We start from the raw sequence: 23,218 nt of genomic DNA on the forward strand, positions 1-23,218 counted from the left end.
GTCCGCTCAGGCAGCTAGCTTCGCCAGCTGCGCTTCCATGGCCGAGAGCGAAGGCCGCGCAGTTGGAGCCGGCGACAGTCCCGCAGAGAGCAGCGATGCCAGCGCGGAAGGAGCCGAGGTGCGGCTCCACGTGCCAGTCATCATCGCGGCCATGCGATCCGCCACCGTGTTCCCGGGGAAGGGATACGCGCCCAGCGTCGTCCACGCCAGGATCGCCGCCAACGAGAAGACGTCCGCGGCAGGCTCCGGCGGCCGGAGGGCCAAGATTTCGGGAGCTTGATACAGGGTCTCGAAGGGCGGACCGAACCCGTGACAAGGCCGCTCCGCGGTCTCCATGAAGCGCTCGTAGCGAGGCACGACTCCGGTCAGCCGTGGCCGGAGCGTGCCCCAGCCAGGGAGATACTCCGGATCATCCGGGGACGACCCGGTGAGCGCCGCGAAGAGGAGCTCGGGGCGCAGGCCCACGAGGACCCGCCCCTGCCGGTGGGCCGCGGCCACCCAGCCCAGCATCGGCAGCAGGAGGCGCGCGGCCCGCTTCACCGAGATCGCGCCCGGCAACAGCTCGGGGAGCGGAACTCCCGCGGGCCGAGCCTCCAGCATCGCAGCGTACTCGGTCCCTTCGTGGTCGAACCTCACGAGGCCAAGCAACTGCGCGAACCCCTCCTTCGGCAACTCGAGCTCGGCACGCTTCAGTTCCAAAGCCGCCGTCTGCCGCAACCCCAGCGAGACATAGGCCTCCTGCTCCTCCGCCCCCACGCGCCGCGCCTCGTACAGCCCGCGCTCCCGGATGCCACCGATGAGACGGACGATGCCATACGCACCGTGCTCACCGCCCACGTCGAGCACCTGACCTAACGGGAACTCCTGCACCGGAGGCGGCTCCACGGGCCGGTCCGGGGGCGCGGGCGCCCGCCGATTCGCCACCGCCACATAGGCACCCATCAGCGAGGCGAGATCTCGATAGCGAAGGTCCGAGAGGAGCACGTACCCCGGAACGCCAGCATCCGCCAGAGACGCGCCACTCAGCTCCCCGGCCATATCGGCCCTGGCGTAAAGCCCGGAAGCGCGATCCTGCGCACGCGCCCTGGCCCAGAGGAAATACCGCGAGCGCTCCACGGCCCCCAGCAAGCCATGTCGCGCGAGGGCCTCGCGCACCTCCGTGCGCCCGGCCGTCATCCAGATCACCCGCGCGCGGAGCTCCCGCGGGACGTCCGCCAGCGTCTCCTCGAGCGAAGGACAGAAGAGGATGAGCACGCCCTGGGGTGGTGCCTCATCGAGCGTGCCGTGGAGGACCTCGACCTGCTGCCCCAGACGTCGTCCGAGCTCCACCTGCAGCTCGTCCACCCGGTGCGAGGCATGGAGCGCCGTGCTGTCCGGACCGCTGGATCCACGAGCTCCCACCACGACGATGGTGACATCCGAGCTCATTGCTTTCCTCCCGGCCTGGGCGCGGAGTCGATGACGATGTCGAAACCGGAGAGCACCTCCGTGCTCGGATCCAGCTTGTATTGTTCCGGGATCCGTGCCGCAAGCTCCGCCGCCTGAGCCGTGCTCTCCTGGTGCTTCGCCACCACGTCGCTGAGCTTCATCACCTTGCCGCCCTCCGCCTTGGCGCCGACCACCTGGTGTCCGCTCTGGGTGAGGAGCGTCTCGGCGTAGAAATATGAAGCGCTCTGGGCCACCACCTTGGACACGTTCTCGGGCGTGGGCTGCAGACCGAGCTCATGCAGCTTGACCGTGATCTGGCAGATGGCCTCCACGTTCTCCACGGTCTTCAACGTCACGCGGCTGACCTCGCCTGTCTTCGCGCCGAAGCGCTTCATCTGTTGCGTCTGCACCCAGACATGGGTGGGCGTCGCCGTGCCCACCATGGGCTTGTCCACGCCGTCGAGCTTGCTCGGGATGCCCGCCAGGTTGATCTCGCGAAGCTCCATCTCCACCGTGCCGTCCGGCTTCCGCCGGAAGGCTCGCTCGACGTACCCGTGCACCGAGTCTCCGCCACCGGTCGGCTTGAACTCAACCAGCGTGGTGTGCACCTGCCAGCCTTTGTCATCGTACGGCTCGAGGTGCTCGAACTCCACCCTCCCGCCATCCGGGTTGGTGTGGGCGTTCTTCGCGCTGGTGGGCACCACGTCGTAGAGCCCCTCGGTCATGGTCTGGACACGAGCGCCCTTCTCCGTCCCGCTCTTGGTGGCGCCACCCTTGGGCTCCGCGCCCTTGATGCCGGCCTCCGTGCCCGGGAGGGGCCTGGCCTCCACCAGGCTGCCAATGGCCGGGTGATCCACCGTCCACATGGGGCCACGCCAGATCTCCTTGCCACCGGCGCGGGCGACCATCTCGGCCTTGTAGACAGGAATGTCCTGGTTGCCGAAGAACGAGCCGACGTGCTCGGGCTTCCCGATCTCAATGTCGATGCGCGGCTCGTTGCCCCCCGGCGTGGGATTGCCCACCACGCCCTTGCCCTTGTCCACGTAGGGTGTGTGCACCACGTGGCCCTCGATGTTGTTGCGAGCGCAGAACGCCACGTCCGCGGCCGAGGGCGCCAGGTTGACGCGGTTGGTGGAATTGCCCTTCTCACCGCTCATGATGTCTCGGATGTGCAGATCCTTGGGCTCACCCGAGATGTACTTGCCGGGCACGAGCGGGTGGCTGTGCGCCACGGGCTTGACGCCGGGGAACGGAGCCCAGTCCACGTAGCCGCCATGACCGCGGATGACGATGAACGAGCCATCCGGTAGCTGCCCGAGCCCCCACTCCACGGTGCGCGGATCGAAGCCCTCGGGCATCTCCACTCCAAGGACCCGGAAGCCCTCCGGGTCTCCGCCGGAGACCTGGCGCATCACCTTGTGCGCGGCGGCCTGATCCATCTCCAGCTTGTTGCCGACGATGATGTTCGCCTTGCCCTTGATGTCCGCGGCGCTATAGGTGGGCCGGTAGATCGGCGGGCTCACGTCGGGGCGGGTCGCTCCGGGCTCGCGCGCGCTGCGGTGGGCCCACGCCGCGTCCAGCGCATCCTGGAAGCCCTGGCCCTCGCCCACGGTGACCTTGTAGCCGCCCTCGGGTGTGGCCTCGACCTGGGTCTTGGCGCCGCGCACCACGTCCACCTTCTCTGGGCCGGTGCCAAGCATCTTCGCGAGCTGCTCTGTCCTGGTGGCCAGGTCGGTGGCGTACGTCTTCTTGATGCGCTCGAGCTGGAGGATGCTGAGTTCCGGTAGGTGCTGGGTGTCGATGTGGAACTTGCCCGTCGAGGGATCGTATCTCGGCTCCTTGAGCCCAGGGGTATGCTCGAACAGCCCCATGCCCTGGAGCTGACCCAGCTTTGCCCCCATCACCTTCTCGGTGATCTTTCCGAACACGATGTTGGGCGCCAGCATGAGGAGCCCCTGTCCAGCCATCTCCAGGAACATCTTCGTGCCGGCGGTGCGCGTCTCCAGGATCTTCAGCTCGAGCTCGCGCCGCTTGGCCCTGAGGTCTGGGTGCGCGGGGTTCTTCTCGAGCTTGCGGACCTCCTCATCCAGCTCCGCGATCTGCTTCATCTGCCCGTCGCGTAGGTTCTTGAGCTGCTCGAGCCCGGTGTCCCGCATGATGACGACCATGCCGGCCATCTGGACGCCGTCGATCACGAGGAAGGTCGCGCGTGCCGTCTTGGCGAAGACCTTGGCGCGGCCCACGTAGGGCAGCAGGTCCATACCAATCATCGCCACGCCCTTGGCCACCTCTTTCTTCGTGAGGAGGCCCTTGGCCTCCATCTCGGCCATGTTGTCGATGGTGCTCACCGCGTTGTACGACGCCAGGACGCCGAGCACGATGGGCGCCGACACGGGGAGGAAGATCATCACCGCCGTGCCGGCCACGTTCACGATGATCTGCGCCGGCGTGCTGTAGAGCACGCCCTTGACGGACTTCCACGCCGTGCCCGTGCCCAGCTCGAAGCCCAGGCGCTTGCCCGTGGTGCGCTCGCCCTTCTCGTCGAGCTGCTCGAAAGCAGCGGAGACCCTGCCCGGGGGATAGGTCTTGGCAAGCTCGTAGAAAACGGCCTCCAGCGCCTTGTCGAAGGTGTCCTCCGTGGCGTGGAAGTGATAGTCCACCTGCTCCCAGATCTTACTGAGGTCGTGGAGCTTGACCTCGACCTTGCCGTCCTGGGTCTTCCGGGCCATGCCGAGGAGGGTCAGCGGGCCCTCCTTCATGCCCGTCTCGCGGGTGGAATACACACCGCGAGCCTCGAAGGAGTGGTAGCCCTTCGTCGCCTCGGTGCCCAGCAGGGTCCTGGACTCGTCGAGCCGCTTCAGAGCCTCGGTGGCGTACTGGAGAAGATCCGCGTTCGCGTCGGACCCTTTGTAGTGGTCGACGAGCTGCTTCAACCGCTCACGGTCTTTCTCGAGGAACTTGATCCGAGCAGCGAAGGTACGCCGCCACTCCGCGGGGAGCTTGCCCGCGCCTTGGTAGCCCTCGGTGTTGGCGTCCAGGCCCACGCCGAAGGACTTCTTCTCCCACTCGAGATCCCCGAACCCCGCCTCGGCCTCCATCTGCGAGATGTGCTCGCGCTCGCTGAGCACCTCGACGGGGATTTCGAAGTGCGCCGGGTAGAAGAAGTTGTGATCGACGAAGGCGTGGATCTGGTAGAGGCCCGGCTTCTTGAGGATCTGGTCCGCGTTGAAGCGCTCGGACTCCGACTCGCGGTCGATGTAATGGGCATGATCGCTCTGGACCTGCCCTTGGGGGATGAGCTGTCTCGGGTTCGTGTCGTCTCGCTTGGCCGCATGCGCGCGCCACTCGATGGTGACCCAGGGCACGGCAAAGACGACGTCGGTGTTGGTGACCTTGAAGAAGAACTCGGCCTTGTCCTTCTTGTCGGTGAGGATCCCGGAGCGATTGATGATCTGCCCCTTGAGCCGCGAGCTGGTGAGAGGCTTCTCTCCGCCCGGCTTGCGCTCCGGCATCTCGAGCGTCTTCCGGGCCGTCTCGAGGTCCACCTGGGCGATGAGATCCTCGATCATCTGGGCGCTGAGCGCATCCGGCGCGTCCTTGCCGCTGCCCTTGGCATTGCGGATTCGCTCGAGGATCTGCTGCTTGAGCGGGTGAGCGTCGAGCTTGCGCAGCAAGGAGATCTGATAGCTGGTAATGGGCTCGCGGTTCTTGTCCGGATCCGGCGAGGGCGGGAGGTTCAGCTCCTTCAGGAACTTGTCGAGGAACTCGCGATCTTCCTTCGACAGCTTCGGCGCCACAGGGACGCCGCCGACGCTCTCCTGCGTCGGCTTGCCACTGATGGTGCCCGTCTTGAGAAAGCTGGCCCACCGCTGCTGGCCGAAATAGTAGGCCCCCGCCTCCGGCATGAAGTTCCAGGTGGCGGCGCGAACGTCGTTGAGGACCTCGATCGTCCACTCGTTGTCCTCGGTCATCTTGCGGTTGAGCTCGAAGGTGCGGACGTTCTCCTGCATCTTCATGCCCACCTCTGCCTCGAGCGCGGTGAAGATGCGCTCGCGCAGGTTCCTATCCGGAACGATGCGGCTGCCAACCCAATAGCTCGAGCCCTTGAACGTGCCGAAGTCGACGATGATGTAATAGTAGTTGGCGACGCGCTGGCACTTGATCAGGGCGTCCTGCGGGGCGCCGATGTGGCGCAGCACGGTATGGAAGAGGGGGAGCCCCGTCCCCGGATCATCCGGCACGGGCCCCTGGAGCTTGACCTTCGGGTGCTTCACCGCCTCGTCGAGCACCTTGTCGTCGGCCCAGGCCAGGGTGCCATGGGCCTTGTACTGGGCGAGGATCCACCGCAAGAGATCGGGGATGTGGATCTCGGTCTTCTTGGCCTGCTCCTCCAGCAGCGGGTACTGGGAGAACAGCCACGCACGGCTCGCCACCAGGAGATCGCCCTCGAACTCGAAGGTGCCATTGGCCGGCGCAGGGCGCCGAGCGCCCTTCCCCTTCGAGCCCTCGGGTGGAGTGTCGCGCAGGAGCAGTCTGCTCGTGGGAGCCGCGGCAGGAGCAGGGGCGGCGGGGAGGCTCGGATGCGCGCCATGTCCCTGCGCCACGGTGGCGGCCCGCTCCTTCGCCTCTCGCTCCAACGTATCGCCCGGCTGGCTCATCCGGGCGCCGGTGGCCGTGCGGCCCTCGTAGGACTGCACCACGTGAGTCAGCTCGTGGGCGAGCAGCTCACGGCCTCCGCGCTCGTGGGGTGAGAGGGACTCGCTCGTGAAGATCTCCTCCCCGACCGTGAACGCCCGTGCGTGCACCGCCTGCGCAGCGCGCTGCGCTCCTTCGTCCGAGTGGATGCGCACGCGGCCGAGGTCGACGCCGAATCGCTCGCTCATCTCCTGCCGCACGCCCGCCGGCAGCGGCTCCCCCTGGCCTCTCCGTTGGAGCGCCTCGTGCACGGCGGGATGATCTGGATCGGCCTCGAGCCCGGAGGGCGCCTCACTCCGGAACAGCGTAGGAGCCGGAGCGGGAGCCGGGCGTACGGAGAAGTAGGCCTCTCTCTCCACCTGCGCTCCCGGCGGCACCTCGCCCCCCGCGCCCGCGGCCGAGCGAAGGACGTAGTTCCAGTAGGACGTCCCGGGCATCGACGCCGTGGCTTGTGGCGCGTTCTCGGGCTCGCGCTTGGGGGCTTCGATCTTCTGCGGCTTCCGAGACCCGAGCATGGAGTGAGTGGAAACCAGCCAGGGAAACCCCGTCAAGCAGAACGGCTCGAGTCTGGTTTCCGCAGTGTCCCAAGCGCACGTTTGAATTGCCTGTGGGAGGCCATCCTTCCCACCTGAATTCCTCGGCGAAGGGGCCTGACGAAACCATGACGCAATCATGGCTATGCGAGGGCCATCGCTCCTCCAGGAGTCTCTAGCTTGAGTGCGTGAGGAAGAGCAGCCCGTTGAGGCTCTCCTCCCGAACTCGGAGCCCCCATGTCCCTTTCCCTGTCATACCGCCTTTCTCCCTGTGTCAGCACCGTGCTGGCCCTGAGCATCGCCGCTGGATGCACGAGCCGGACTCCTTCGCCAGAAGCCACGCATGTGATGAAGGTCCCCGCCGCGCCGCCCGCCGTGATGAGCCCGCCCATCAAGGAGGTCCAGCTTCTAGAGGCAGCCGAGGACTTGCCCGCCGCGGAGGAGCACGGGGAAATCGTGGGTGGAGTCGAGGGTGAAGTCGTTGGCGGGGTCGTCGGCGGAGTGCTCGGCGGTACGGTGGGAGGAACCAGCGAGGAGGACGTGCTGGCCTTTCGCGCCGCGCCCCCCTCCCCGCCGGAGCACGATCCCCAATCCACCTCGGGCAACTCCTTCGAGGCCCATACACCCAACGCATTCACCGACACCCGGGCCGATCCCCTGTCCACTTTCGCCGTGGATGTGGACACCGCCTCCTACTCGCTGGCGCGACGCTACTTGGAGCAGGGCCGCCTGCCCCCGCCCGAGTCCGTGCGCGTCGAGGAGTTCGTCAACTACTTCAAGTACCGCTACTCCGCGCCCCAGAAGGAATCCTTCAGCGTGAACCTCGAGGGTGCGCCTTCTCCCTTTGGAAAGGGCCGCCACTTCCTCCGTGTGGGCATTCAGGGCAAGCAGGTCTCTCGCTCGCAGCGCAAGCGCGCCCACCTGGTCTTCCTGGTGGACACCAGTGGCTCCATGCAGTCCCCGGACAAGCTACCGCTGGCCAAGGAAGCGATGAAGCTTGCCGTGAAGAATCTCAATGAGAACGACACGGTGGCCCTCGTCACCTACGCGGGCTCCACGCAGGACGTGCTGCCGCCCACCCCAGCCACCGAGCAGGAACGCATCTACGCGGCCATCGACTCGCTGCGGTCCGGAGGTGGCACGGCCATGGGCTCGGGCATGCAGCTGGCCTACCGTCACGCGCTGAAGAAGGCCTCCGGCAACGTCGTCTCCCGCGTCATCGTCCTCACGGATGGGGATACCAACATCGGGCCCCACCTCTCGCCCGAGTCCATCCTGGAGAGCGTGCGCGGCTCCGTGTCCGAGGGTGTCACCCTGACGACGGTGGGCTTCGGCATGGGCAACTACCGTGACGACCTGATGGAGAAGCTGGCGGACCAGGGCAACGGCAACTGCTTCTACGTGGGCAACTACCAGGAGGCGCGCAAGGTTTTCGAGACGCAGCTCACCGGTACACTCGAGGTGATCGCCAAGGACGTGAAGCTCCAGGTGGAGTTCGACCCGGCGGCCGTGCGGCGCTACCGGCTGGTGGGTTACGAGAACCGGGACGTGGCCGACCGAGACTTCCGCGACGACAAGGTGGACGCCGGCGAGATTGGCGCGGGCCACAATGTCACCGCCCTCTATGAGGTGGAGCTGACGGGCGAGCAGCACGCACTGGCCACGGTGCGCATCCGCGCCAAGGCCCCCAACGGGGCCGAGGCCGCCGAGCAGGCCTTCCCCTTCGAGCGCTCGCGGGTGCGCTCGTCACTGGAGAGCGCTTCGCCGGACTTCCGCTTCGCGCTGGCGGTGGCAGCCACCGCGGACATCCTGCGCCACAGCCCCTCGGCCCAGGGCTGGAGCCTGGCTGCCGCGAGCAAGCTGGCCGAGCGCACCACCGAAGGCCAGGCCGAGCGCGCCGAGTTCGTGAAACTCGTGACGCAGGCCCAGACTCTCATGAGCGCCACGGCCTCCCACGAACGGAGGTAGAGCCAGGGGTCGAGCGCGCCGCGCTCGACTGCTCCTCGCACCGGGGCCAGCCTCGCACCTGCCGTGGCCAGGCCCAGTTGCAAAGGGAAGGGATGCCTCGGGCGAGGAGCGGCGCGCGTCCGGGTTGGTACTTCACTTGATATGTAAAAAGCCACGTGGGCCCAGACAAAGCACTCGCCGCTACATCCAAGGATTGATGACACACGTGACAGCTGACATGTCAGCGTGTGTCACTGACATGTCAGCGCCTATATCTTCTCGGGCGCGACGCTAATGCTTGAATCCTTCGCACGGCGCGTGGATAGATGCCGCCCGTGAGAGTTCGCCGCTCGGCGGCGACTCCGGATGGGGGAAGTCCTCATGAGAAGCGAATTCACGAGCGCCGTCATCGCCTTGGCATGTATTGGGGCCAGTGGCACGGCGCGGGCCGCCGCTCCGCAATGCACAAACACCGTCACCGCCAAGGTGGCTGCGATTGATCAGCCCCTGATGTTCAACCGGTTCGGCGCCGGTGAGCCCGGGGGCATGATGTTCGCGCTCCTGCGCGACGTCGTCTCCACGGATGGGGGCTCCACGCTCACGCCCGGCAAGGTGATGCTGCGCCCCGGCAAGCGCCCCAGGCCCCTCGTGCTGCGAGTCAACGAAGGCGACTGTCTGCGCATCGAGTTCACCAGCCTGCTCTACTCCCCACAGCCAGGACGGGCCCTGCCTTCTTACTTCGGCAGCCCCAATGGGACTGTCAGCGCGCTGCCAGGCGCTCAGGGAGCGCTCCCGATCCCCCCGCTGACGACCCTCACGGCGAGCGCCACCGTCGTCGGGCTCGATCTCGTCAACACGATCTCCAGTGACGGCACCTTCGCGGGAGCCAACCCGAACGCGCTGGCCGCATCGGGAGGCACGACCGTCACATACACGTACTACGGCGCGAAGGAGGGCACCTACCTGCTCCAGAGCTCCAGCGCCCTCTTCGATTACAAGGACCCCTCCACCGCGGGACAGCGGATGAAGGGCCTCTTTGGCGCCGTCATCGTCGAGCCCAAGGGCTCCGAGTGGTACCGCAGCCAGGTGACAGCCCAGGAGCTCTTGCTGGCGAAGACAGGGAGCACCTCGCTCAACCAACCCCTGCTGAACTACTCCGCTCGCTACCCCAGCGACACGATCCGCTCGGATGGCACCACCATCCCCAAGGGCACGCCCGTGCTCAGGATGCTCGATTCCAATAACGAGATCGTCTACAGCGACCTCAACGCGATCATCTCCGGACCCAACGGCGGCCGGCTCGCCGTGGCCTACCCGCCCAACCCCGTGCTGCCCGATCGTCAGCAGCCCTTCCGCGAGTTCACCGTCATCTACCACGAGGACCGAGACGCGGTTCAGGCGTACCCCGCCTTCAACGACCAGAACACCGCCAAGGGTGGCCTGGGCCCCGTGCTCTCCAACGGCTCGGACACCTTCGCCATCAACTACGGCGCCGCCGGTGTCGCCACCGAGGTCTACGCCAACCGGATCCGCAAGGGCCCCGCCAAGGACTGCGTGGAGTGCAAGTTCGAGGAGTTCTTCCTCAGCTCATGGCCACTGGGCGATCCAGCGATGATCGTCGACAACCCCGCCAACAGCGGCGCGGTGGCGACCCAGGCTCTCTTCCCGGACGATCCCTCCAACGTCCACCACAGCTACCTCAACGATCACGTCCGCTACCGGGTGCTCCACGCGGGCATCAACTTCTACCACGTGCACCACCTGCACGCGCACCAGTGGCTCTACGACGCCGACAGCGACACGAGCGCCTTCCTCGACAGTCAGGCGCTCGGGCCGGGCGCCACCTTCACCCAGGAGATCGCCTACAACGGCAGCGGCAACCAGAACCGCACCGTCGGGGACTCCATCTTCCACTGCCACTTCTACACGCACTTCGCGGGCGGCATGTGGGAGCTGTGGCGAGTGCATGACGTCTACGAGCTGGGGACGGCGCTCGACGGCCAGGGACGGCCTGTCCCCGGTGGGCGTGCGCTGCCGGATGGAGAGATCACCCGCGGCACGCCCATCCCCGCCATCATCCCGCTCCCGGGCCTCCCGCTGCCGCTGGTGCCCGCCATGGTGTCGCTGTCACCCGATGGCAAGACCGTGGGCACCGTCACTGGCACGGGCAATCCAGGCTACCCGTTCTTCGTGCCGGGCCTCGCCGGGCACCGGCCGCCGCACCCTCCCATGGACTTCGCCCTGGACGAGAAGGGTCAGCCGCTGAATGGCGGGCTGCCGCGGCACATCGTCACCGGGGGACAGGTCGGCCAGGAGGCTCACACTCCGCGAGACTTCACGAAGGAGAGCGCCCTGCTGACGGCGCAGGAGCTGCCCGAGCAGGGCACGAACCTCGAGCAGCGGGCCATGAAATTCCATAGTGAGGCCCAGCGCACCTTCACGCCCTCCAGCAGCACCGGGGGAACCGGCATCGCCTCGCTCTTCCAGACGAATGGACAGGCCCCGCAGCAAGGGGCGCCCTACGCGGACCCATGCCCGCCCAGCGCCTCGCGGAAGATTGTCTACAAGGGAGCCAACATCCAGCTCGACCTCACCTTCAACAAGAAGGGCTGGCACATGCCGCAGGGGCGCATCCTCACCCTGTGGGAGGACGCGCTCCCGGCGCTGCAGGGCAGTCGGGCGCCCGAGCCGATGTTCATCCGCGCCAACTCTGGCGACTGCATCGAGTACTGGCACACCAACCTGGTGCCCAGCACCTATAGGGTCGACGACTTCCAGGTCACCACGCCCACGGACATCATCGGCCAGCACATCCACCTGGTGAAGTTCGACGTGACGTCCGCGGACGGCGCCGCCAACGGCTGGAACTACGAGGACGGCGCCTTCAGCCCAGACGAGGTGCGCGAGCGCATCGTCGCCATCAACAAGGCCGGCGGCCTCAACGGCAACGCCAACCCCAAGCTGCTGACGCCGCTCCCGCCGCCGAAGGTGTTCGGCAACGATCCGGCCTTCGTGGGCGCGCAGACCACGCTCCAGCGCTGGTACGCCGATCCCATCCTGGACAACGCGGGCAACGATCGGACGCTGCGGACCGTGTTCACGCACGATCACTTCGGCCCGTCGACGCACCAACAGGCGGGCCTCTACGGAGGACTCCTGGTGGAGCCCGCGGGCTCGCAGTGGCTGAACGTGACGAGCGGCCAGGCCTTCGGCAACAGCCCCGGAGCCAGCACCCAGGCCAAGCGGGATGACGGTGGGCCCACGAGCTTCCAGGCCTATATCCAGCCGTCGCGGGCGGGCGCGTTCGAGCCCTACCGCGAGTTCGCCTTGGAGTATCAGGATCTCCAGCTCGGCTACCGGAAGGGCACGCCGAGCTCCACCACCGCGCTGACGCCGCCGCCGAGCGAGCAGTGTGGAGCGACGGGACAGGCCATCAGCCGGCCGTGCCCGCAGCTCATCTCCTCCACCCGCGTGGGCGCCGCCACGATCAACTACCGCAGCGAGCCGCTGCTCTACCGAACCAACCCGGTGCAGGGCGGACCGCAGGTCGCTGGCAACACCGATCTCTCCCACGTGTTCCAGTCGATGCCGCGGCAGGACACCGAGCTCAACACGCTGGGGCCATTCCCCATGGCGGGCGCCTCTCCCTACGATCCGTACACGCCGCTGCTGCGCGCCTATGAGGGAGAGAAGGTCCAGATGCGCGTGCTGGTGGGGGCACAGCTCACGCCGCAGCACCTGGGTGTCCAGGGGCTGAAGTGGCGCTTCCAGCCCTCGGAGGTGAACTCCGGCTACCGCAGCAGCCAGACGCTGGGCATCTCCGAGCACTTCGAACTCGAGTTCAAGATGCCGCAGGGAGCGGCCGCGACGGCGACCGGCGCAACGGACTACCTCTACACCGGGACCATGGCGGACCCGTGGATCACCCAGGGCCCCTGGGGTCTGCTCCGCGCCTACGCGTCACAACAGACGGCGGCCACCGGTGGAGCGCTCCAGCCCGTGCCGGCTTCTCTGAGCACCACGCCCAAGCCCGCCGCGCCGGATTGTCCGGCCGAGGCTCCACTGCGGCTGTACAACGTGAGCGCCGTCAGCGCCCGGCAGGTGCTCGGCTCGCAGCAACTCGTCTACTACCAGCGCGCGCTGGACAAGAGCGGGACCACGGACATCGTCTCGGATCCGGACGCTCTGCTCTATGTGCGGTCCGAGGATCTCGAAGAGGCGCAAGGCAAGCTCTCGCTGAAGCTCCTGCCGGGCCGCAAGCCCGAGCCCCTGGTGCTGCGCGCGAACGCGGGAGACTGCATCCAGGTGACCCTCTCCAACCGGCTGCCGGCCAACTTCTCCTTCAAGAACGGTGACATCCAGAAGGGGCTCAGCAACCTGGGCAACTTCGGCACCATCACCATGCCCTTCCCATCGCTCGAGGTGGGGCTGCACCCGCAGCTCGTGGACTACAACTCCAGCCAGAGCAACGGCTTCAACGTGGGCATCAACCCCGTGCAGACCGTGGCCCCCGGGGGCGCACCGAAGACGTACCGTTGGTACGCGGGGAGCCTGGACACGGGCGCCAGTGGTCAGGTGGTCGGCACGCCCATGGAGCTCGGCGCCAGCAACCTGGTCGCCTCGGATCCGCTCGGCCAGCCCGAGCATGGTCTCGCGGCGGCGCTCGTCATCGAGCCGGCGGGCTCCACCTGGCAGGAAGATCCCAACACAGCCCTCTCGGCCACCGTCACCCCGGGCTCGGGCAGCGCGTTCCGCGAGTTCGTCATCATCGAGCAGCAGAACCTGAACCTGAGCAACCCCGCCACCAAGAACAACGTCTTCGCCGCGCTCAACTACGGGACCGAGCCGATCACCAACCGCTACGGCGCCTCGACGGTGGTGCCGCCGGATCTCTCCTGCGCGTTCTCCAACCAGCTCGCGTGGACCGCGGAGCCGGTGGGGGATCCCCAGACGTTCGTCTTCAGCGCGCCCGCGGGCATGCCCGCGCGGTTCCGTGTGCTGCACTCCGGACCCTCGGGAGATGCCGTCATCACCCTGACGGGTCACTCCTGGCAGGAGGAGCCCTACACCCAGAGCTCCACTCGCATGGGTGACAACCCCAAGTCGCGCGTGACGACCAGTCGGGCCGGGTTCGGGCCGGGCGGGCACTTCGACATGGTGGTCCAGGCCGGTGGCGCCCAGGCCATCCCCGGGGACTACCTCTTTACCGACTATCCTGCCCAGAACCTCTCCTCGGGCACCTGGGGCATCTTCCGCGTCACCCCCAAGAACACGGACACGCTGACCTTCACTTCACAGCAGACACAGTCCGGCGCCAACACGATCCTCCGGCTCGCCGGCAATGTCACGCTGGGGCCCTCGGGACAGTTCGCTTCCGCCGTTGAGGTGTTCGGCGGCAGCACGCCCACCTCCGCCGACCCTTGCGGCACGCAGAGCCCGACGCGCACCGTCGCCAACGTGCCGGTCGATCGCACCACCGGCCAGTGGAGCGCCAACCTCTCGTTCCCCTCGAAGTCGCCCTTCCTGTGCGTGCGCTCCACCAACGGCGCGCTCAAGCCGCTGTCCAGCCAGACACCTCCGCCCACGGCCTGCTTCAAGCCCACGGAGAAGGTGAGCACTCTCAGGAAGATCGAGACACCTCGAGCCGAGCGCCCGGCCTTCAAGGAGTTCTACAGCCGGCAGCAGGCGGATGAGGAGAACGTGGTCCGCTTGAAGAAGCGCCAGAACGCTCCTCGCACGAAGTGAAGCCCACGCCGATGGACTCCAACACGAACATCGACTCGAACACGCCTCGACGCGCCGGCCGCAACGGCGCGGCGAGGTGGCTGTGGTTGGCGGCAGTGCTCGGAGTGGGGCTCGCCGCGTGCCTCCTGGTGCTGCGGTACCGGAAGCACGCTCCGGAGAGCGTGCACCACTGGCGGGCGGTCCGCGAGGGCGTCGCCTTGGAGCTGGAGATGGAAGCGCTGGACCCCGCCCAGCGAGAGGGGCCGCTGCGCGAGGGGCAGGATGTGACGTTCCGGCTGCGGCTCGCCGACGCCGAGTCGGGGACGCCGTACACCCGGGTCTGGCCCGCCGCCTGGATGGGTGGGCGCACCCCGGATGAGCACGGCGGCCTCGCGGACTGCCGCGCCAAGGTGAAGTCCTACCTGGAGGACGGGCTGTTCCGCGGCAACGAGCTCGACCTGAACACGTACCAGATCCTCGTGCTGAATCAGGATGCCTCCATCTCCGTGGTGGATCCCCGCTTCAGCTTCGGAGGCAGCCGCCTGCTGGCCATGGCGCTGCTGCGCAGCCCCGGCGCGGACTGGGCGTTGACGGGCGATCAGTCCCGGCTCTTCGTCTCCATGCCCGGCAGCTCCCGCGTCGCGCTGGTGGACACACTCACGTTCAGGGTGGAGCGCGAGCTGGAGCTCTCGGCGCCGCCGTACCGTGTGGCTCTCCAGCCGGACGAGGGCTACCTGTGGGTGGGCGGCGGGGCCGAGCCCTCCGAGAGCGCCGGCATCGACGTGATCTCCGTCAGGCCCGAGCCTCGCCTCGTCCGCCACCTGCCCACAGGGCAGGGGCCGCATACGCTCGCCTTCACCGATGACAGCCGCTTTGCCTTCGTCGCCAACGCGGGGGCAGGCACGGTGTCGGTCATCGACGTGCGGACGCTGTCGATCGTCCAGACCGTCAAGACAGGGCGGGCGCCCACGGGGCTGGCGTACTCGGCCACGGCAGGCGCGGTGTATGTCACGGACGCAGTGGACGGGATGATCACAGTCATCGATCCACAGCGCGGGACGATCCGCGCGAGCATCGCCGCGGAGCCAGGAGTGGGGCCCATCGGGTTCGAGCGGCGCGGGCGGCTGGCCTTCGTGCTCAACCCGGAGAGCAGTTCGCTCCAGATCATCGACGCCGCCTCCAACCGCATCATCCAGAGCGGGAAGATGGAGCAGGGGCCGGATCAGCTCGGCTTCACGGACACGCACGCCTACGTGCGCCACAGCGGCAGCGAGACGGTCCTCATGGTGCCACTCGACGGAGTCGGAACACCCGGCGCGAGCATCCCCGTGGTGGATTTCCCCGCCGGACAACACCCCCTGGGCAAGTCCGCTCTCCCCGCTGGCATCCTCCCCGCCCCGGGCGCGTCGGCGGTGCTGGTCGCCAACCCCGCCGATCAGGTCATCTACTATTACCAGGAGGGCATGGCCGCCCCCATGGGCAGCTTCTCCACGCACGGGCACACGCCCCTGGCGCTCCAGGTGCTGGATCGCACGCTGCGCGAGAGCTCTCCGGGCGTGTATGAGACGACCGCCCGGCTCAAGGGCCACGGAGTGCAGGATGTGGCGATGCTGGTGAACTCGCCGCAGCTCGTCCACTGCTTCGAGGTGGAGGTGGCCCCCGCGCTGAACCAGACGCCCCCCGCCGCCGCGCCGCGAGTGGACCTGCTGACGGACACGCAGAACGTGCCCGTGGGCAAGCCTGTGCATGTCCGGGTCCGGCTCCGTCACCCGACGACGGAGGCCCCCTGGCAGGAACTGCCGGATCTGACGGTGCTCACGTACCTCGCCTCCGGGCTCTGGCACGAGCGCCAGCAAGCAGCTCCCCAGGGCGACGGCGTCTACGCGGTTGACTTCGTTCCGCCGAAACCAGGGGTCTACTACGTCGCCTTCGAGGCCCAGAGCGCAGGCCTGAGTCTCCACGGATCGCAGCGGGTGCTGGTCAAGGCCAGCGCTGAGGAGATGACGCAATGAAGCGAAGGACACAGTGGAGCCGAGCCGTGGTGCTCACCACGCTCATGCTCTTCATGGCTGCGTGCGAAGACAAGGCCAGCGAGCCCGTGGCCGCTCCCGCCTCCAGCACCTCCGAGCGAGAGGAGTCCCTGGGGCAGATCTCGCTCCCCGATGGCGCCTTCGTCGATCAGGACGGCAAGCCGGTGCATCTCCAGCAGGACTTCGTCCAGGGCCGCGTGGTGGTGATGAACTTCATCTTCACCCGCTGCACCACCATCTGCCCGCCCATGGGGGTGGGCTTCTCTCGCTTGCGGGAGCTGCTGGGAGAGCATGCAGGCAAGGAGGTGCAGCTCGTCTCCGTCAGCCTCGACCCGGAGTACGACACCCCCGAGCAGCTCCGCGCCTGGAGCAGCAAGTTCGGCTCGGGCTCGGGGTGGACGTTGATGACAGGGCCCCGAGCGGACACCGACGCGCTGCTCAAGGCGCTCAAGGTCTATACGAGCGCCAAGGAGCAGCACGCCCCGCTCGTCCTGGTGGGCAACGGCGTGTCGGGCGAGTGGGTACGCGTGCACGGTCTGGCCGCTCCTGCCCGGCTCAAGGCCGTCATCGATCGGATGCTCCCCCTGCCCCATCCAGGCCCCACGGCAGCTGGCGCGACGGCGGCCAACCCGGAGGATCTCGCCGCCCAGAAGTACTTCGGTGAGACACCACTGATCGATCAGGACGGGCGGCAGGTGCGGTTCTACAGCGACCTCGTCCAGGGCAAGATCGTCATCATCAACACCTTCTTCACCTCGTGCGGCAGCGTGTGCCCGGTGGTGTCGAGGACGCTCGGCAAGTTGCAGGAGCGGCTAGGGGATCGGCTCGGGCGAGAGGTGCGCATGCTGTCCATCTCCGTCGATCCCGTGGACACGCCCGAGAAGCTCAAGGAGTACGCCGGGCGGCTCCAGGCCAGGCCCGGCTGGTACTTCCTGACAGGAGACAAGCAGAACGTCTTGGAGGTCCTGGGGCGACTCGGGCAGGCCGTGGAGGCGCCGGATCAACACTCGACGGTGCTGCTCGTCGGCAATACCCGAACGGGGCTTTGGAAAAAGGTCCTCGGTCTGGCCAAGCCTGAGCAGGTGGTGGAGGCAGCCATGAGTGTCGTGGACGATCGCGGAGAGGAGACGGGTGCTCTGTGAGGCAGGCGTGCATCTGCCTCGCGGCCATCCTCGTTGCCTGCACCGAGCCTCCCGCTCCGCCTCAGCGCGCTGCGACGACAGCCGTCCAGCGCGGGCAGGCCATCTACACTCGTGGCATCAGCCCATCCGGAGGACAGATCCTGGCGCGCGTGAGCCGCGAAGGCCCACCGGTGTCCGCCACCCTGTTGCCGTGCGTCGGCTGCCATGGGGCGGACGGACGAGGACGGCTCGAGGGGGGAGTCTCCCCGAGCAACATCCGCTGGGAGTCCCTGACGCGGCCCTATGAGGCAACGGAGGCCAGCGGGCGGCGACATCCTCCTTACTCCGAGCGCAGCTTCCGCAAGGCGATCTCCTTGGGGATCGATCCCGCGGGGCAGCAGCTCTTGGATGCGATGCCGCGCTTCGAGATACCCCGAGCGGACACGGATGATCTGATCGCGTACCTCCAATCGCTCTCGCTGCGGGCAGATCCCGGAGTCTCGGCGGAGGAGCTTCGGATCGGGTTCGTTGCGCCCGAGGAGGCAGAGCAGGCGGAGGATGGGCGCGCCGCCCGGGCCGCGGTGGAGGCCTTCTTCACCGAGATCAACCGGGGAGGCGGCATCTACGGTCGCCGGCTCTCATTGAGCTTCGCTCTGCTCCCTTCCGCTCCCGAGGAGCGCGTCGCCGCCTTGAGGCGCTTCATCGACACCGAGCGGCCCTTCGCGGTGCTGGGCATGGTGCTGGGAGGCGCGGAGGACAGCGTGAGCACCCTGTTCGACGAGCAGCGGCTGCCCTTGGTGGGGGCGCTCTCGGCCTCTCCGAGGCCTGAGAGTGCCGAGCGCCGGTATGTCTTCTACCTCCAATCGGGAGTCGCCGAGCAGGCGCAGGTGCTGCTCGGCGACGCGATGAAGGAGAAGGGCTCGACGGCACGCATCGCCCTGGTCCGCCCCGAAGGAGAAGAGCCGGCTCAGCTCTCCGGGCGGCTCGCCTCACTGGGGCGGGTCCAGGGGGTAGGAGGGCTCACGGAGCATGTGCTCACCGCCGGGGGCGAGGAGGCGCTGGTCGCGGAGCTCTCACGGCAGAGGGTGGATGCGGTGCTTCTGCTGGGCTCCTGGGGACGAGAGAACGCGCTGTGGCAGGCCTTCAGCCGCGTGAGCTGGGCGCCCTTGCTCCTCATTCCTGGCGCCCTCCTGAGTGACGGCGAGCTTCCTCCCCTCGGGAACCGTGCCAACCGTCTGCGGCTCGCGTTTCCGGCATCCCCCTCGGAGCGCACCCCCGAGGCGATGGCGCGCTACCAGCGACTGGCCACCACAGCGGCGCTCCCCTCCGAGCATCTCCCTGCCCAGCTCTCGGCGCTCGCCAGCGCGCTTGTCCTCGTGGAGGGAGTGGTGCGCTCGGGGCATGACCTTGATCGCGAGCGGCTCGTGGATGCGCTCGAAGGGCTGCGAGGTTTCAAGACCGGGCTGCTGCCTCCCATCTCCTATGGGCGTGATCGCCGACTGGGCAGTCGCGGAGCCTACGTCTTCACAGTGGGCTCGGATGGGAGTGTCCGCCCGCTTGGGAGCTGGGTGGAGCTTCCCTGATCCGACAGCGGAAGCTCCAATGGGCGACGCGCCTCCGGCCGGCAAGTAGCCCTACACTCCGAGCGCCTTGCACACCTCGACCAGGACGACCTCCGCGCCGGCGGCGATGGACATGACGCCATCACCGCTGACGCGAGGAGTAGGGTCGATGTTGAAGATGGGCACGTTGCGAATGCGCGCTGAGCGCAGCACCAGGTCGGTCACGCCCACCGAGAACGACGTGCCGGCGAAGATGACCAGCTGCGCCTCCTCCGCGGAGCGGCACACCGCCTGCCAGCCATAGCTCTGGTGCTCGGAGTAGTACTCGTCGAACCAGAGGACGTGCATGCGCAAGAGGCCGCCGCAGGACGGGCAGCGCGGCACGTTGGCCTCCACCGGGTCCTTCCGGAATGCGGTGAGATCGACCTCGCTCGCGGCAATGGAGCCCTCGGGGGCGCCCAGCGCGCAGTCGTCCACGGAGCAGCGGAAGCGATCGCTGGAGCCGTGCACCTTGATCATGCGCTGCGAGCCCGCCTGCTCGTGCAGGGTGTCGATGTTCTGCGTGATCAGCAGGAAGTCGCCGCCCCGGGCGAGCTGGAATCGCTCCAGCGCGGTGATGGCGAAGTGCCCCGGGTTGGGCTGCTTGCCCTCAAGATTGGCGAACCGCGAGAGGTACCACTGCCACGAGCCCGCGGGGTTCTCTCGGAAGAATCGGTAGGTGCCGAGCTCCGTGACATCGCGCTTCCAGATGGCGTCCTTATCGGTGCCCCGGAAGGTGGGAATGCCGCTGGCGTGGCTGACGCCAGCGCCGGTGACAATGAGGATCTGCCCGGGGTGCGTGGCCCGCACGGTCTCGAGGAGGGTGGAGATGGCTTTCTGCATGGGGAAGAGGGTAGCTGACCTGGAGGACCTGACGCGACAGGAGGCTGCGGACTACGGCACGGGCGTCTGCAGGGCCGCTGAAGGGGTGACAGTCTGGAAATGGTCATCGTCCACTGAAGGCGCGGCTTTCCGAACTACACTGCCCTCCTATAGTTCGACCATGCACTCCAGATGGATCGAATGGCTGGGTGTCGGTGTCGCGCTGGGAACCTGGCTGTTCGCCACACCCGGAGGTGCCGCGCAGCCCAAGTCCCAGCGCTCACTGCTGATCGTCTCGAAGGCAACCCACACCCTGGCGATCGTGGATCCGGCCAACCTGAAGGTCATCGAGCGCGTGCCCGTGGGACCGGATCCGCATGAGGTGGTCGCGTCCTCGGATGGGAAGGTGGCCTACGTCTCCAACACGGGGTTCGGCAGCTTCCATGAGCTGAACGTCATCGATCTCGTTGCGCGGAAAGCGCTGCCTGCCATCGATACCGCGCCGCTACTCGGCCCACACGGACTGGCCTTCGTGGGCGGGAAGGTGTGGTTCACAGCCCAAGGCTCGAAGGCTGTTGCTCGCTATGACCCGGCAACGGCCAAGATCGACTGGATCATGGGCACCGGCCAGGACCGGACGCACATGCTCCACGTCACCGCGGACGAGAAGAAGATCTACACCACGAACGTGGACTCCGGGACCGTCAGCATCCTGGAGAATGTCCTGCTGCAGCCGACGGTGCCTCCCACGGGAGTCCTGCCACCCGGGGCCAAGCCTCGCCTGGACTGGGTTCAGACCGCCATTCCGGCGGGGCAGGGCGCCGAAGGCTTCGATGTCTCACCCGACGGGCAGGAGCTGTGGACAGCGCTTCCAGGAGGTTCGCTCTCCGTCGTCGACCTCGCGAACAAGAAGCTGAAGACCACCCTGGACGCCAAGCTCCTCGGTGCCCACCGGCTGAAGTTCACTCCGGATGGCAAGCGCGTGCTCGCGGTGAGTGTGCGCACCGGCGAGCTGGTCGTCTACGACGCGGGAGCGCGCAAGGAGATCAAACGGCTGAACATCGGCCATGGCGCGGCCATGTTGATGGACCCCGAAGGCTCACGGGTATTCGTGTCCTGCACGCCGGACAATGACGTCGCCGTGATCGATCTGAAGACGCTGGAGGTGATCAATGGCGCGACTGATGAGCGCCAGGCTGCTATTCGCAAGGCCGATGTTGCGCAGCGCAGCGCCGTGCGGACCTTGCATCACGCGCCACAGGATCTCGCGCTCGATGGCCTCGGCGAGCACGGGGATGTCCGCTGGGGCATCGACGAGCCGCACGTACCGGCGAAACGCATCCAGCAGCTCGTCGGAGGCCTTGCCCGTCGCGACGGCCAGCGGCGTCTCTCCCTTCTTCACGTTCCACTGGCGAAGCGGCGAGTACGTCGTGATTCCCGCGCAGAGCAGCGGCGCAGCGGCCGCCGGATAGAGGATGTCGATCGCAACGTCTCGGGGTCCAGGCTCGCGCCTGTCGATGGTGAATGAAGCGAGCGGGCGATCAGCAGCGGTGGCGGCGTAGGCGGTGGTCTTCATCGGCGTCTCCTTGAGCGTTCGAAGCATCAAGAAGGTGCCCCATGAAGCGCGCTATCCGCGCGCCCGTTCCAAGCAATCTCTTGCCTTTTTCGCTCAAGGCACGGGCATGGGCCTATCCCGGGACGGCCCCCAGTACCGGCGTCACATCCGGATCGGCCTTCTGCATCGCGCGGCGATAAGCCGGCCGCGCGCCGATGCGCTGCAGATAGGCCAGGATGTTCGGCCAGGGTGAGAGATCATACGGCTTGAACAGCCGCATCGTGGTCAACGAGAACACGGTCATGATATCCGCCGCCGTCAGCTCGTTGCCGGCCAGATAGGGCGCCTCCCCCAGCCGCTTCTCCAAGGTCGAGAAGACCAGCTTGAACCGGTTTTTGGCCATCTGCAGGGGCGCGTTCTTGTCCGAAGGATCGATGCGCTCCAGAGACCACACCTGCAAGACGAGCGGTTGCAGCGTCCCGTTGGCGAAGTGGAACCAGTAGAGATAGTCCGCGAAACCGGGTTCGCCCCGCTTCACAGCGAGCCGGCCATTGCCATGGGTCTGGATCAGATACTCGCAGATCGCCGCGGATTCCCCGAGGACGAGGTCGCCGTCGGTGAGGATCGGCGCCGTGCCCATCGGATGAAGCGCCTTGTACTCCGGCGGGGCCATTCGGTTGTCGGCCCGGCGCTCATAGCGCTTCAGCTCATAGTCGAGCCCAAGCTCCTCGCAGAGCCAGACGATCCGCTCCGATTGCGAACGTCCGAGATGATGCACCGTCAGCATATGAACTCCCTTGCCCGAAGCGTTGTCCGGGGCATGCGCGAACCGTAAGCTGCGCGAACCCGCTGGAAAAGGTGTGCCCGCATACCGGTATGGCGACTACCACCCTCCCCGAGTTCCTCCGCGCTCGCCGCGAGCGGCTTCACCCCGAATCGACCGAGCGGCGTCGCACTCCCGGACTTCGTCGCGAGGAAGTCGCGGCGCGCGCCGGCGTGAGTGTCACCTGGTACACGTGGCTCGAACAAGGCCGCGGCGGCGTGCCGTCCGACGACGTGCTCGAACGCCTCGCTCGCGCACTCGAGCTTGACGACACGAATCGCGAGATGCTGTTCCTGCTCGCGCACGCTCGTCCGCCACCGCGCCGCCCCAAACAGCCCGCCGAGGTCACGCCGGCGCTGCAGCGCGTGCTCGACAACCTGCGCGTGCCCGCGTTCGTGAAGACGCCAACGTTTCAGATCGTCGCGTGGAATCTCGCCGCCGTGGCGGTGATCGGCGATTACGCCGCGATTCCCGAGCGCGACCGCAACATGCTGCGCCGGGTCTTTCATCCCGAAGCCACCTCGTTCCTGCCGCATGGCGATGACATGCGTCGCACGTGCCTCGCTGCGTTTCGCGTCGACATCGCCCGTGCGGGAGCATCGGAAGAGGCTGCCGCGCTCGTCGACGAGTTGATGGAGACGAGCGAGGAATTTCGCCGGCTGTGGGCAGAGAATGAGCTGCACACGCATGGCGTGAGGTACAGGCGACTCGTCCGACCAGACGTAGGCGAGCTCGTTTTCGAGGCCTCGGTGTTCTCCGTCGACGACTGCGACGGCCTCAGCATGTTTGTCCTCTCTCCGGTAGACGACGCTTCTGCGCGTGGAGTTGAACAGCTGATCCGCGAGCTTGCCGAGTAGCACCGAGCCAACTGCTGCGTGAAGGACTGAGCTCACGCCCCGTCGGCAATCTCCCGACCGAGCCTCAGCACGGCGGCGACAA

General features: G+C 67.2%; 12 protein-coding genes. 6 read left to right on the forward strand and 6 right to left on the reverse strand.

Annotated features, from left to right (window positions below):
* Positions 1 to 6 precede the first annotated feature (6 nt).
* Together KY501_RS33945 and KY501_RS33950 are read right to left on the reverse strand one after the other, a co-directional pair.
* The gene (locus tag KY501_RS33945; RefSeq protein WP_224367837.1) at positions 7 to 1,428 is read right to left on the reverse strand and encodes a protein kinase family protein; all 1,422 of its coding nucleotides are present in this window, start codon (positions 1,426 to 1,428) and stop codon (positions 7 to 9) included.
* A complete protein-coding gene (locus KY501_RS33950; protein WP_224367838.1) occupies positions 1,425 to 6,638 on the reverse strand; it encodes an eCIS core domain-containing protein in 5,214 nt (1,737 codons plus the stop codon). Before KY501_RS33950 ends, KY501_RS33945 begins: the two co-directional genes overlap by 4 nt.
* A gap of 255 nt (positions 6,639 to 6,893) precedes the next feature.
* Here KY501_RS33950 and KY501_RS33955 point away from each other — a divergent pair, with 255 nt between their 5' ends.
* The 5 genes from KY501_RS33955 to KY501_RS33975 all read left to right on the forward strand — a co-directional run bounded on the left by KY501_RS33955 (position 6,894) and on the right by KY501_RS33975 (position 19,061).
* The gene (locus KY501_RS33955) at positions 6,894 to 8,624 is read left to right on the forward strand and encodes a vWA domain-containing protein (protein WP_224367839.1); all 1,731 of its coding nucleotides are present in this window, start codon (positions 6,894 to 6,896) and stop codon (positions 8,622 to 8,624) included.
* Between the two features lie 360 nt (positions 8,625 to 8,984).
* Positions 8,985 to 14,348 carry a copper oxidase gene (locus KY501_RS33960; RefSeq protein ID WP_224367840.1) on the forward strand — a complete coding sequence of 1,788 codons (5,364 nt, stop codon included), beginning with the start codon at positions 8,985 to 8,987 and terminating at the stop codon, positions 14,346 to 14,348.
* 11 nt (positions 14,349 to 14,359) lie between these two features.
* A complete protein-coding gene (locus KY501_RS33965; protein ID WP_224367841.1) occupies positions 14,360 to 16,339 on the forward strand; it encodes a YncE family protein in 1,980 nt (659 codons plus the stop codon).
* Positions 16,336 to 17,499: an SCO family protein gene (locus KY501_RS33970; RefSeq protein WP_224367842.1), complete on the forward strand. Its 1,164-nt coding sequence runs from the start codon at positions 16,336 to 16,338 to the stop codon at positions 17,497 to 17,499. Before KY501_RS33965 ends, KY501_RS33970 begins: the two co-directional genes overlap by 4 nt.
* Positions 17,496 to 19,061 carry a cytochrome c/ABC transporter substrate-binding protein gene (locus tag KY501_RS33975; RefSeq protein WP_224367843.1) on the forward strand — a complete coding sequence of 522 codons (1,566 nt, stop codon included), beginning with the start codon at positions 17,496 to 17,498 and terminating at the stop codon, positions 19,059 to 19,061. Before KY501_RS33970 ends, KY501_RS33975 begins: the two co-directional genes overlap by 4 nt.
* A gap of 51 nt (positions 19,062 to 19,112) precedes the next feature.
* Here the strand turns inward: KY501_RS33975 and KY501_RS33980 are convergent, their stop codons facing one another.
* From KY501_RS33980 to KY501_RS33995, 4 genes are all read right to left on the reverse strand, one after another.
* Positions 19,113 to 19,922 (reverse strand): SIR2 family NAD-dependent protein deacylase, encoded by an 810-nt coding sequence (locus tag KY501_RS33980; protein WP_224367844.1) that lies wholly within the window; start codon positions 19,920 to 19,922, stop codon positions 19,113 to 19,115.
* 817 nt (positions 19,923 to 20,739) lie between these two features.
* Positions 20,740 to 20,970 (reverse strand): hypothetical protein, encoded by a 231-nt coding sequence (locus tag KY501_RS33985; RefSeq protein WP_224367845.1) that lies wholly within the window; start codon positions 20,968 to 20,970, stop codon positions 20,740 to 20,742.
* Between the two features lie 30 nt (positions 20,971 to 21,000).
* Positions 21,001 to 21,504, reverse strand: coding sequence for an AraC family transcriptional regulator (locus tag KY501_RS33990; RefSeq protein ID WP_373691670.1), 504 nt, complete (start codon positions 21,502 to 21,504; stop codon positions 21,001 to 21,003).
* An 85-nt stretch (positions 21,505 to 21,589) separates the two neighbouring features.
* Entirely contained in the window at positions 21,590 to 22,243 is a 654-nt protein-coding gene (locus KY501_RS33995; RefSeq protein ID WP_224367847.1) for a glutathione S-transferase family protein, read from the reverse strand.
* An 89-nt stretch (positions 22,244 to 22,332) separates the two neighbouring features.
* Here KY501_RS33995 and KY501_RS34000 point away from each other — a divergent pair, with 89 nt between their 5' ends.
* Positions 22,333 to 23,136, forward strand: a complete 804-nt coding sequence (locus KY501_RS34000; RefSeq protein ID WP_224367848.1) for a helix-turn-helix transcriptional regulator — start codon at positions 22,333 to 22,335, stop codon at positions 23,134 to 23,136.
* Positions 23,137 to 23,218: the final 82 nt, after the last annotated feature.

The organism is Hyalangium versicolor (assembly GCF_020103695.1).
Classification (GTDB): Bacteria; Myxococcota; Myxococcia; order Myxococcales; family Myxococcaceae; genus Hyalangium; species Hyalangium versicolor.